This is a genomic window from Faecalimonas umbilicata (genome assembly GCF_004346095.1).
GTDB lineage: Bacteria > Bacillota > Clostridia > Lachnospirales > Lachnospiraceae > Faecalimonas > Faecalimonas umbilicata.
In genome coordinates this window covers 66,600-78,787 of the sequence record NZ_SLZV01000015.1, presented here as the reverse complement: position 1 = coordinate 78,787, position 12,188 = coordinate 66,600, and the positions used below count along the sequence as shown (strand labels likewise).

Here is a 12,188-nt window from a genome sequence, read left to right as displayed (position 1 = left end):
GTGCAAAGTCAGTAATCTTATTCTACACTGAGGTATTTTTTTCTCAACCTTCTTTCTTGGAATTCCTTATATTTGAATTATACAGGAAGCTCCTTCCTTTTTTATAGACTTATTTTTCCTAATTTCCCCGACAGAGAGAGAAACTTGTTTTTCAGGTGCTTTTATCTCATCAAGCTCCTGGCAACAAACTATTTCAAAACTTTTTATTTCTTTCATACCGAAAATCAATACATTATCTTCTTTCTTATTTTATTTTTTAATGTTCTTTGTTGCCATCTTAAAAAACAGTATAAATAACCAGTAAAATCAACATTTTCATATGTCATCAAAACTGGCAACAAATTTCGTTTTTTGAATAAAACAGCTGTATTATCAGGAAGATTTCCTCTCTCTTGTCGGGCTAATGGAACGGAAGTTCCATTTGTTCTGTTGCCGAAAGTTCTCTAAATCCATCTCCGCCAATTTCGTTGCCGCCCTCTATCTCTTCACTTTTTCGAGTCCAACAGCGTTGTCTTCCATACCCTTCTGAGGTAAATCTATGATAACCACCGCGCTTCCATCCAATAATCTGAGTATCCATGATTTGACAAATTTCATTCGTCTCATACTTCTTAGGCTCACGATCCCCGTGATTAAAAGCCTCACTCCAAATCTGAATAGAACATACATAATTTCCTTTATAATTATCGAGCCACCCCTGAATTGTTCCTGCCAAAGTGTCCTCTTGCATAAACTGTTTCCGGTACTCATCAATTTCCTTTTGCATTTCTTTTGTGAATTTCAGAAGATTACCTTTATTTTCTTCACTGTGATAAATAATCATTGCTTCTGCCCACAATTGATTAAAATATGCTCTGGCTTCTTCTTCATCATCTAAAATATGTTTCTCTGCTTTTGAAGCATCAATCATGATTGGAAGAAACCTTCTTGCACCAGTTCTATCAAACGGAATAAACTGATAGGTATTGGTAGATCCAGCGAATACACATTGCCTTTTTCGATCTTTTTCAAAACGTGCATAGGCCGTTCTATATGTATCCTTTTGTCGGCTCAAAAATGATTTTATTTCTTCGTTACTTTTTACACTGATAGCAGCAATCATTTCAGACATTTCTATGATCCAATGTCCTCTAATTGATTCAAATACCTTCTTATCACCCAAATCTCTTAAATCATCCGAAAACCAATTATCTTTCAAGGATAAAAAACGAAAGAACGTGAATTTTCCTGCGCCTTGTTGTCCCACAAGACAAAGCATTTCATCCGCTTTTATTCCCGGATAAAACACTCGCAATAAAGCCTCCATCATAAAGTGCTTTAATACTTCATATACATAGTCTGAATCATCTGCCCCCATATATTTTTTCAGCACATATCGGATTCGTTCTTCCCCATCCCATTTTAATGTTTCTAGGTATTCGCAAATCGGGTGATACGCTCTGTTTGCAGCTTCAATTTGCAATGCTTTATACAAATTTTTTTCATTTCCTAATCCATAGTACACTTCAAAATATAGATAAAACTGATCAATCGCATTGTCGGTCAGAATCTCCCAATCTTCATCCCACCAAAGTTTCCTCGATATATCGACTCTTTCAGACAACCGATTATATCGAAGACAACCTTTAATCAATGGATCATCTCGAAAAATCATCATATAATTTTGAACCGTTCCTTTGATATCTCCCTTTTCATTTTTCAGTAAACATTCCTTAATTTGTCTGATTGCATTTAGATCTGCCATCTCACCCATCCGTTTCAAAGTATCCTTCTTTTTATTTTCATCCATTTTTTCTGCATCTTCTATCAATCTTTTCAACCTCCTTCTTAATCATTTCAACAACTTGCTCTTTTTCTTCCTCTTCTCCGAATAATAAAAGATCTAAGTAATATTCAACAATGGTCAGATATTTCATCGCCTCCATAAATTTTTCATCCCACTCCTCTTCCGGCGATTTAGGTGCAAATTCTTTTTTCCATTTTTGCAACAATATACGGTAATCCAACATCGCACGAACACATTCTATATACTCTTGTTCTTCTGATTTCACTAATTTTTTTTCTGATTTGCTCTTCAAAATCTTCCTTGGTTTTTTTATTTTTCTTCTATCTACTCTAGATATTTGAATTCCGAAATCATCTGCTAATTTTAATGCAGCCTCTTTTAAGGAAAGTCCAAAGAGCTGTGCTGTGAAATCTATCACATCACCAGTCACTCCACAACCAAAACAATAATATCTTCTATCTACTTTCATGCTTGGTGTTTTGTCATTATGAAAAATGCAACTGATTAGCCCTGATTTTGTTATCTTAAATCCATAAAATTCAGCTGCCTGCCGAACTGTCACATTTTCTTTCACTTCATCAAATAATCCCATAATCCCTCCAATCAAAAAAAGAGCACTCTGTTTATTCCAACGGAATTCCCAAAATGCTCTTATCGCTCATTATCTAATGAGGACTCTTTATTCAATTTTCCAGTTTCTCCATTTCTTGTTATACTTGCTTTCTTCTCAGATAATTTTTTTAATATAGATGGTTTTACTTCTTTCTTTATTTCTTGAACCATGATATTTTTGTTTTCCGGTTTCAATAATCTGTTTTTCATTTTCGAAATCGTCTTCGTAATTGCATACTCAATCTTTTTAACTACTCCATCTAAACGATCAAGAGCATACTGTTTTTCCCTTTTAGATGCCTTTCTCTCTGGACTTAAAATCCATTTCTTACTATCCTCCACTAATTTAATATCCTCTTTCCTAGTAGCGATCTCAATTTCATCAGCAATTCTTTCCACCGCTTTTTCATAAACCTCATCTGTAACATCATCTATCAGTTTTTCTACATCTTCAATTTTAAATTCAAGCTGTTTCAATGTTTCGTCTTGCTGAAGAATTCGCTCCGCATTATCAAAAAATTCTTCTGACTGTGCTTTGAGCTTTTTCTCTTGGTCAATAATCTTTATGCTGTTTTCTTTGTACTGAACCTCTTGTTCAAAGACCTCATATTTTTTCTGATTAACCACTTCTATTTGACTCTGAATTGATTCTTCCAACGATGCAATATCCTTTTTCTGCTTCATTCGAATATAATCTTGCTTTTCAAGATATTCCCTTCCTCCATGACTTGGTTCTTCTTCTAACTCTAATCCGTGCTTTTTACAAATATCAAAAAGAAGTATTCTACAGGTAGCGTCAAAAGCCATTTTCCTATTGTTAAATCTACCAGCCTTCTTTTCCGGATTTGGCAATTCAAAACCTAATGTTTCAAGTGCTTTTTCCTGTTGGGGAAATATTTCTCCATAAGCATTCTTACAATCAAAAACATGGCGTTCATGAATGTGTGGAGTGGATTCATCCAAATGCAAAGACCAGTTCAATAAATGAAAATGTTCTCCAAAGCGATCACTAAGTTCTGTAATAAATTCTGTTACGATAGTCAACAACACATTCGGATCAACATAGTCATCTTTTGTTCCAATCTGATAAATGGTTTCTTCCGGACACGTTTTCTTATGAGTCCTAATATCATCTGTTGTTCTGTTTCTTTCAGGATGATGATTTTTTAAATTTCTTGCATTCTGTCCTTCCACATAATCTTGATAGTGAATCTTATAAAAAAGTTGTTCAACTTCTTCAAAGGAATCGACAATCTCATCCTCTTTTCCTGTTACTGAAGCAGATCTGATACCATTATAACAATCCCAATAAACATTTCTTTTAACTCGTTCCAGATTAATATGATCACTATTATCAATATCGAACTGTCGATCATTGTGCTTGGGATTATAAACACCATTCTTTCCAGTTCTTCCATTATGTCTAGTTAGTTTCACTTTGTCGTCTCCTTTCTTTTTGTTCTCGCAGAGAACTGCAGCGAAGCTGCCATAAGTCCTGTCTTTATCGTCAGGAAATACCTAGTACTAAGTGACGAAACATCTCTTAACTGGGCAATGGCTGCCGCCCTTAACCTGCCAGGGACTTTGTCCCTTGACCCTAGCAGAATGTTCGCCACTTCCTGCACCTCTAGCACAAAGGGATTGCATCCCTCTGTACACCTGCTCAGTAAAATCCGAAGTTCTTAATTCTGTCCCGTGATCAATCACATCGATTTTCTCTGTTTTTCTGATTTGTGCATCAATCAGAAAGTTTTGCAAATGAGCAAAACAAAAGCGACCAACTGAATAATTACAGTTGATCGCCTTTGGCTTAATCATTATTTATTACTAGCTTTCCATTCATTATTTAGCAAACGCCTGTCACTAATAAACTGTTTTGCAGCGAGTATAGCATGATCTACGAATATATCTAATTTGTCATCCACTTTATAAATTCTATCATTACTTTTCTCTACCCCCGACATAGCATACATTCCATGCCATCCGTTAGCTGGATAAGAACCACCGCCGTTTACCATATGAATAAACTCATCCATATTTAGGAAGTCACCATCTAAAGTAACACCTACAGACCAAAATAAACCATCCATTGCATTTCTAGAAAATGTTACATCTCGTCCTACTCTATCCCTAATACTTGTTTTCGATTGAATACATCCGAACACGTGCGTATCTCCGTGGATTGTTTGAATTGCATATAAATCAAAATCTTTCCCCCATGCATTTAGTCCATGAATATCCTCATCCGTATTTGCTAATTTTTTCTTTTTTACCATATCTGTCAATTCAGATTGTAATATAAATCTAATTTCATTTTTCTTCAATTTGTCATCATCAATATTAGAAATATAACGTTCAAAAGAATGTCCACTTGATTTTATCCAACTTTGATGTGCAGATAAGCAAGCTTCAAAAACTGCTTGTTGTTTATTCGAATCAATTCCAAATTCATCAAGGTTTGCAACATTTAATTTATGTGCCATTGCAAGTGCTCCCCATATTTCCTTTTCAGACACATCAGGATAATAAGTAAGCAAAGCATCAACAAAAGTTTTATCAATAGCTTTCCTTTGAGCGTACAATCGAGCAGCTTTTAAAGCATTATCGCTATCAGTTCTCTTTCTTTGAATCTCAATAGTATATTCACTCTTCCATGCTTTATTGTAGGTATCTTCAATAAAAACTCGATAATCTAGTTCCTTTCCCATCACAGTACCCCCATAATTTACTATTACATTGATAATATCTTTGAAATTTCTATGCCCCACGCATATGCCAATAATGGTGGAACCGCATCTCCAATTTGCTCATATTTATCTTGAATGTTATTATGTAAATGCGGAGTCAAATACGGTCCTCCGCAAAAATCATATGAATCAGGAAATGATTGTAACCGAGCGCATTCTCTCACTGTTAAAGCTCGATTATAAATTGGATGCACAAATTCATCCAAACAATGACTTGTTACCGTTGGTGATGGTTGATCTGAAATCAATCTATAATTTCTTTTTATAAACATTTTTTTAGGAAGTACTCTTCTAGACTGTAATTCCTCACGTTCTTCACCAACATATCTGTCGAAAAGATTTTTCAAACTTTCTCCTTGTTGCAACAATCCAAATCGTTCTAATGTACAGGCACGATGTTTCATTGGCATTTGATATGTTAAATCATTCGAAAAATCTTCCCTATGCCAAAATTTTAAATCCTGCATTTTTTTTGAAAATTCTGAACTGTTATCTGTGTAAGTTTTTCCTTCTTCTCCGCTGTTTGGTATAACATTTGGAAGTCCAGCTAATGCTTCCTCTACAGTAACTTCTTTTTTGATGATTGGTTGAGGAATAGTCAAATTCCAATTCGGATTTTTACAAGCTAACACAAAATATCTTTTTCTTTTTTGAGGAACACCAAACTGCTCTGCACTCAACACCACTTCTACATAATTAGTATATCCTGCTTCTTCTAGTTCTCTTTTTAACACATCTACAATCAAAGTCTTAGAATGCTTTTCAATCGTCTTTGTTGTAATCGCAGGAACATTTTCAAAAAGAATCATTTTAGCATCAGCAATTTCTGCAATTCTTATTCCTTCTCTAAAAAGAAACTGACGATCATCATAAAATGATCTCGATGTATTTCCTGCTGTTGAAAAAGTTTCACATGGCATTCCTGATGTCACCAAATCAACTCCCCCCTTCGGAATATAGGGAAGAATGTCCTCAGCCTTAACATCTCGAATATCTGAGTGTATTACATGAACCTCCGGATGATTTGCTCTATATGTATCACAACAACTCTCAATAAACTCAATTGCAATCTTCGTATCAAATCCGGCTGCATGCATTCCTGTACAGATTCCGCCTGGTCCACTAAAACAATCAATATGTGTGTATCCCATAATTTATTTATTCTCCTTCCATGCATTCTTGGAGTTACTAAAATCAACACCATGCTTTGAACAGAATAATTCTATACTTTTCATTGCCTTATAAGCCGGAAGTGTTTTTCCTGTTTCCCACCTATTGACAGTCGAAAATGATACACCTAAAGCTCTAGCAAATTCTGTCTGACTCATCAAGTTTTGTTTTCGAACTTCTTTTATATCTTCCGAAAAACTCATTTGTAATCTCCTTTTTTAAAATATAGCAAAATTATAGCATATATGCTATAAACTTGCTATATTTTTTTATCTTTATTCATAATATGTCTGATCTTCTACCTTTATTTTATTCCTCTGACTATTCAATCCATGACTCTTTGCATTATTACTAGCAGCCTTCTTTCGATCTGCTGTATATGGTGCTGTCAAACGAACCGATAACCTACCTTTGTCTATCTCAAATGTCATTCCCCCTTCATTATTCTGGCTCTTGAATCGACAATTTTCTGGATATTGTTCAGCAAAGGACATAAACCTACGTTGCAATCCTTTGTTATAAGTAAACACATTCCAAAAATCATCTTCTTCATTTGTAAGAATAATAGTTTCCTTCTCATACTTCGTTAATCTTGTCATAAATATCGTTCCTTTCAATTCTGTATCAAAAAATCAAGTGTAGATATAGTTTTTTGCACTTCATCACCTACACATATAGTTTTTATTAAGCTATCTCTTTCACAGTTAATAAATCCTTTTATTACGCTTTCAAATATTTCCGTTCCCTAACCCTCTTCTTTTTAGGATTGTATGCTCTGAACAGACACGCCGCATGCATATTCAATTCAGGTATCTTCATATTCAAAAGCTATTCAATTGTCAATGTACAAAGATTGATATTATTAAATATCCTTCTATATAACGAAAGGCTGAGAGGCATTTTTACAGGGTCTTCTGGAAAATATATAAAAATTTTTGATTTGTTGATGTGCGATATAGAATAAAAAATAACCAACTACAACACTGATTACTTCCATTTTTGATATTTAGATATTTTTAAGAAACAAAAAACAGCTGGGTGTACCAACTTTTTTGGTACACTCAACTGTATCTTTTATTACTAGTTTTCTTTTACACCATTCTTTTGCAGAGTCTTTCTCTTAGACTTTTAAAAAATTTGGTGTAGTAACCTGTTTTTCTGTTTAAAATATAGCTTAAAACTTGTTGCTCTTAGTACAGTTTCGCTCCTGCTGGAATGTGATCATCCAGGATCAGAACATTCAGTCCTTCTCTTCCTTCTACAAGGTGTGTAGCGGAGATGATCATACCACAAGAATCAATTCCCATCATCTTACGTGGTGGAAGGTTTGTGATTGCAAGTAATGTCTTTCCTACTAAGAATTCTGGCTCGTAATAATCGTGAATTCCGCTTAAAATCACACGATCTACGCCACTTCCGTCGTCTAATACGAACTTCAGAAGCTTCTTAGATTTTGGAACTGCTTCACATTCTTTAACCTTTACAGCACGGAAATCTGACTTGCTGAATGTATCGAAATCAACCATATCTTCGAATAATGGCTCTACCTCTACATTAGAGAAATCGATCTCAACCTTCGCTGGGGCAGCTGTTTCTTCTACTGGAACAACTACTTTTGCAGCTACTGGAGTTGTCTGTGCAGCGTTGTTTGCTTCATTCTTTGCGGCTCCCATGCTCTTCATTGTTGGGAACAGGAGAACGTCTCTGATCGCTGCGGAATCTGTGAGAAGCATACACATTCTGTCGATTCCGAATCCGATACCACCTGTTGGCGGCATACCAATCTCCAGTGCATTCAGGAAGTCTTCGTCTGTTGTGTTTGCTTCCTCATCACCTTGTGCAAGCAACTCTTCCTGTGCTTTGAAACGTGCTCTCTGATCGATCGGATCGTTTAACTCTGAGTATGCGTTTGCCATTTCCCATCCATTCATGAAGAATTCGAAACGCTCTGTATATTCTGGATTCTCCGGTTTCTTCTTTGTCAGCGGAGAAATCTCGATCGGATGATCCATCACAAATGTAGGCTGGATTAAATGCTCTTCTACAAATGCCTCGAAGAACAGAGAAAGGATATCTCCTTTCTTATGGCGCTCTTCAAACTCTACTTTATGTTCTTTGGCAAGTCTTCTTGCCTCCTTAAGTGTAGTCACTTCGTTCCAGTCGATACCAGTGTATTTCTTCACCGCATCTACCATTGTAATTCTCTCAAACGGTTTTCCGAGATCCATCTCTACTCCACCGTAAGTGATCTTCGTTGTTCCAAGAACTTCCTGTGCTACAAAACGGTAAAGATTTTCTGTCAGATCCATCATTCCGTTGTAATCTGTATATGCCTGGTATAATTCCATCAATGTAAACTCTGGGTTGTGTCTTGTATCAAGTCCTTCGTTGCGGAATACTCGTCCAATCTCATAGACACGTTCCATACCACCAACGATCAGTCTCTTCAGATATAATTCCAGGGAGATACGCAGTTTGAAATCTTCATTGAGTGCATTAAAATGTGTCTCAAATGGTCTTGCTGCTGCTCCTCCTGCATTAGAAACGAGGATTGGAGTTTCTACTTCCATGAATCCTTGTCCATCTAAGTATTTTCTGATCGCGCTGAGAATCTTAGAACGTTTGATAAATGTATCTTTAACGTCCGGATTCATGATCAGGTCTACATATCTCTGACGGTAACGTAAATCTGTATTGGTCAGACCGTGGAATTTCTCAGGAAGGATCTGAAGACTCTTCGATAACAATGTCACTTCCTGCGCATGGATAGAGATCTCCCCCATCTTTGTGCGGAACACATCTCCCTTGATTCCGACAATATCACCGATATCCATCTTTTTGAATGCTTTATAAGCTTCCTCTCCGATGTTATCTCTTGCGACATAAGACTGGATATTGCCCTGTAAATCCTGAACATTGCAGAAAGACGCTTTTCCCATCACACGTTTGGACATAATACGTCCTGCGATCGCTACGTCTTTTCCTTCCATCTCTTCAAAATGATCCTTGATATCCATGCTATGATGTGTCACATCATACTTTGTAATGACGAACGGGTCATTTCCACTTGCCTGCAGATCTGCCAGTTTCTCCCGGCGCACCTGTCTGAGCTGGTTTACGTCCTGCTCCTGTACCTTCTTCTGTTCAGCCACTTCTCTCACTCCTTAGTTTGCTCTTTCAATTTTTAACACTTTGTATTCCATAACGCCTGCCTGCGTCTCTACCTGGATCTCGTCTCCGACTTTTTTGCCAAGCAGTGCCTGTCCTACCGGAGATTCGTTGGAGATCTTACCCTGAAGGCTGTTTGCCTCTGTGGAACCTACGATCTTAAACTGAATTTCCTCGTCAAATTCCTTGTCATATACGAGTACAGAACATCCGATATTAATCTTATCGAAATCTACTTCATCCTCTACAACAACTTCTGCATTCTTTAAAATCTTCTCTATCTCTTCGATTCTTGCTTCGATATCTCTCTGTTCATCTTTTGCAGCATCGTACTCTGCATTCTCTGATAAATCGCCCTGTTCTCTTGCTTCTTTGATCTTTGCTGCAACTTCCTTACGCTTTACTACTTTGAGTTTTTCCAGCTCTTCTTCCAATGCCTTTAACCCTGCATAAGTAAGTATTGTTTTTTTGTCTGCCATTGCATATTACCTCCTTGTATGCTTATAACATTCCCCTATTATTTGTCAGCCTTTCAGCGAATATTTCCTGTAAAATAATTCTATTTTCACAATTTCAACATTATACATGTTTTTACCTATAATGTCAATTTGTTTCCAAGTAATTGTTCCAATTCCTCGTAACTTTGCACCTGATTGATTTCTGCCCGCAAAGCTGCTGCTCCTTTTAATCCAGTCGTATACCATCCGACATGTTTCCGCATCTCCCGGATCCCGAGATAATCTCCTTTATACTCGATCTGAAGTCTTGCATGACGCAGCATAGTCTCCTTTAATTCTTCCAGCGATGGGCGTGGCGGAATCTTTCCGGTTCTATCATATTCTACTAACTCTCGAAAGATCCATGGATTTCCCTGTGCGCCTCTTCCTACCATTACTCCATCACATCCAGTCAGTTTCTGCATCCGCACAGCATCTTCTGCGGAAGTCACATCTCCATTTCCGATGACCGGGATGGATACTGCCTCTTTCACTTTCCTTATGATCTCCCAGTCTGCTTTTCCAGAATAGTACTGCTCTCTTGTCCGGCCATGCACTGCCACTGCAGCGCCCCCTGCCTCCTCGATCACCTTTGCGATTTCCACTGCATTGATGCAAGAATCATCAAATCCTTTCCGGATTTTAACAGTGACCGGCTTTTGGATCGCCTTCACTGTCTTGCTCACGATCTCATAGACAAGCTTTGGCTGTTTCATCAGCGCAGAACCTTCTCCATTTTTGACAATCTTAGGCACCGGGCATCCCATATTGATATCGAGGATCGCAAACGGAAGTTCTTCAATCTGCTTTGCAATCTCACTGATCGTATCCGGCTCAGAACCGAACAACTGAAGTGAAACCGGTCGTTCTTCCTCGTGGATCCGAAGAAGGTCCTGTGTATTTTTATTTTTGTACTGGATCGCCTTCGCACTGACCATCTCCATGCAGAGAAGTCCTGCCCCCTGCTCCTTGCAGAGCAAGCGAAAAGGCAGGTCGGTCACTCCTGCCATCGGTGCCAGTATATATGGATTCTCCAGCTCTACTGTCCCTATTTTCAATCTATTTTTGTGTATCATCTCTTTCCTTTCTGCTTTTTACTTCTTATTCTTCTCATACAGAATCCGAAGTCCGTCCAATGTCAGATTCTGATCATAGGCATCAAAAACGTCTGTCTCCGAGACAATGATCTTACCAAGACCTCCGGTCGCAATGACTTTTACATTCTCCAATCCTGTTTCTTTTTTCATCTTTTGGACAATATACTCTGTCTGCCCGATATACCCATACACAAGTCCCGCCTGCATACTTGTAATTGTTTCCTGTCCCATGATCACTTCCGGCTTCTTGATCTCAATCTCCGGCAGCATCGCTGCCCCGCCCCAAAGCGCCCGCGCAGAGGTGCGGATTCCCGTTGCAATACATCCTCCCATAAAGGAACCATCCTCTGCGATCATATCATAGGTCGTCGCTGTCCCGAAATCAACGACGATCACCGGACCGCCATATTTTTCATATGCAGCAACTGCATCTACAATCCGATCCGGCCCCATGCGCGGATTATCCATCCCGATCTTAATTCCCGTCTCAATCTCTCTTGAGACTACAAGGGGATATACATCCAGATATTTAATAATCGCACTTGTCAGAGAGTGCATAATATCCGGCACGACAGAAGCAATGATGACTGCATCGATCTGCCGGATCTCAAACCCCTGGTGTTCAATCAGATCACACAGAGAAATCCCATATTCATCTGATGTTCTCGGAAGCTTTGTTGTCATTCTAAATTTCGCTTCCAGCTTTTCTTCCTTATATACACCCAGTGTAATATTTGTATTTCCAACATCTATAACCAATAACATTAAATTTCTTCTCCTAAGAAAAATACTTTATAGTAAAGCTCCAACGATCTCAACAGTTCTTCTTTTGTCTGCTGTATCTCTTTGATCTTGAGCTTGCTTCCAATTTCATCAAACATTGGATCAAAATCCTCTGTCGTCACTTCAAAACAAAGTGTTCCATCTTCTTCAAAGACGAGTGTGAGGATTCCCCCCACATCTTCTGTGTAAAGTACACACAGAATCTTCAATTCATCCTGGATTTCCTGCGGCAATGCCTCAAAATCCGGATTTAGATAATATTTTTTTTCATACGAGTTCGCCCCGCACAATACTACTTTCTCTTCGTACATGTTTTTGTTACTCCATT

Annotated in this window: 13 protein-coding genes; all 13 read right to left on the bottom strand. The window is 37.8% G+C overall.

Annotated elements, in window-relative coordinates:
• Positions 1–400: 400 nt before the first annotated feature.
• Positions 401–1,810, bottom strand: coding sequence for a virulence-associated E family protein (locus EDD74_RS08345; protein ID WP_242990109.1), 1,410 nt, complete (start codon positions 1,808–1,810; stop codon positions 401–403).
• Positions 1,782–2,360, bottom strand: coding sequence for a CHC2 zinc finger domain-containing protein (locus tag EDD74_RS08340; protein ID WP_165851578.1), 579 nt, complete (start codon positions 2,358–2,360; stop codon positions 1,782–1,784). Before EDD74_RS08340 ends, EDD74_RS08345 begins: the two co-directional genes overlap by 29 nt.
• Positions 2,361–2,437: 77 nt before the next feature.
• Positions 2,438–3,835: a serine/arginine repetitive matrix protein 2 gene (locus tag EDD74_RS08335; protein ID WP_116441543.1), complete on the bottom strand. Its 1,398-nt coding sequence runs from the start codon at positions 3,833–3,835 to the stop codon at positions 2,438–2,440.
• 87 nt (positions 3,836–3,922) lie between these two features.
• Positions 3,923–4,216 (bottom strand): hypothetical protein, encoded by a 294-nt coding sequence (locus EDD74_RS08330; RefSeq protein ID WP_116441544.1) that lies wholly within the window; start codon positions 4,214–4,216, stop codon positions 3,923–3,925.
• Positions 4,216–5,106: a BsaWI family type II restriction enzyme gene (locus tag EDD74_RS08325; RefSeq protein WP_116441545.1), complete on the bottom strand. Its 891-nt coding sequence runs from the start codon at positions 5,104–5,106 to the stop codon at positions 4,216–4,218. The genes EDD74_RS08330 and EDD74_RS08325 overlap by 1 nt, the downstream gene beginning before the upstream one ends.
• Before the next feature lie 23 nt (positions 5,107–5,129).
• On the bottom strand, positions 5,130–6,296 hold the full coding sequence (locus tag EDD74_RS08320; protein WP_116441546.1) for a DNA cytosine methyltransferase: 1,167 nt from the start codon (positions 6,294–6,296) through the stop codon (positions 5,130–5,132).
• Between the two features lie 3 nt (positions 6,297–6,299).
• Positions 6,300–6,518, bottom strand: a complete 219-nt coding sequence (locus EDD74_RS08315) for a helix-turn-helix domain-containing protein (protein WP_116441547.1) — start codon at positions 6,516–6,518, stop codon at positions 6,300–6,302.
• A gap of 72 nt (positions 6,519–6,590) precedes the next feature.
• Positions 6,591–6,914 (bottom strand): molecular chaperone, encoded by a 324-nt coding sequence (locus EDD74_RS08310; protein WP_116441548.1) that lies wholly within the window; start codon positions 6,912–6,914, stop codon positions 6,591–6,593.
• Between the two features lie 591 nt (positions 6,915–7,505).
• Positions 7,506–9,467, bottom strand: a complete 1,962-nt coding sequence (gene lysS, locus EDD74_RS08305) for a lysine--tRNA ligase (RefSeq protein WP_116441549.1) — start codon at positions 9,465–9,467, stop codon at positions 7,506–7,508.
• A 12-nt stretch (positions 9,468–9,479) separates the two neighbouring features.
• Positions 9,480–9,962 (bottom strand): transcription elongation factor GreA, encoded by a 483-nt coding sequence (greA, locus tag EDD74_RS08300; RefSeq protein ID WP_116441550.1) that lies wholly within the window; start codon positions 9,960–9,962, stop codon positions 9,480–9,482.
• A 116-nt stretch (positions 9,963–10,078) separates the two neighbouring features.
• Entirely contained in the window at positions 10,079–11,056 is a 978-nt protein-coding gene (gene dusB, locus EDD74_RS08295; RefSeq protein WP_009263259.1) for a tRNA dihydrouridine synthase DusB, read from the bottom strand.
• Positions 11,057–11,074: 18 nt separating this feature from the next.
• Positions 11,075–11,842 (bottom strand): type III pantothenate kinase, encoded by a 768-nt coding sequence (locus EDD74_RS08290; protein WP_008976888.1) that lies wholly within the window; start codon positions 11,840–11,842, stop codon positions 11,075–11,077.
• Positions 11,842–12,171, bottom strand: a complete 330-nt coding sequence (locus tag EDD74_RS08285; protein WP_008976889.1) for a DUF6145 family protein — start codon at positions 12,169–12,171, stop codon at positions 11,842–11,844. The genes EDD74_RS08290 and EDD74_RS08285 overlap by 1 nt, the downstream gene beginning before the upstream one ends.
• Between the last annotated feature and the right edge of the window lie 17 nt (positions 12,172–12,188).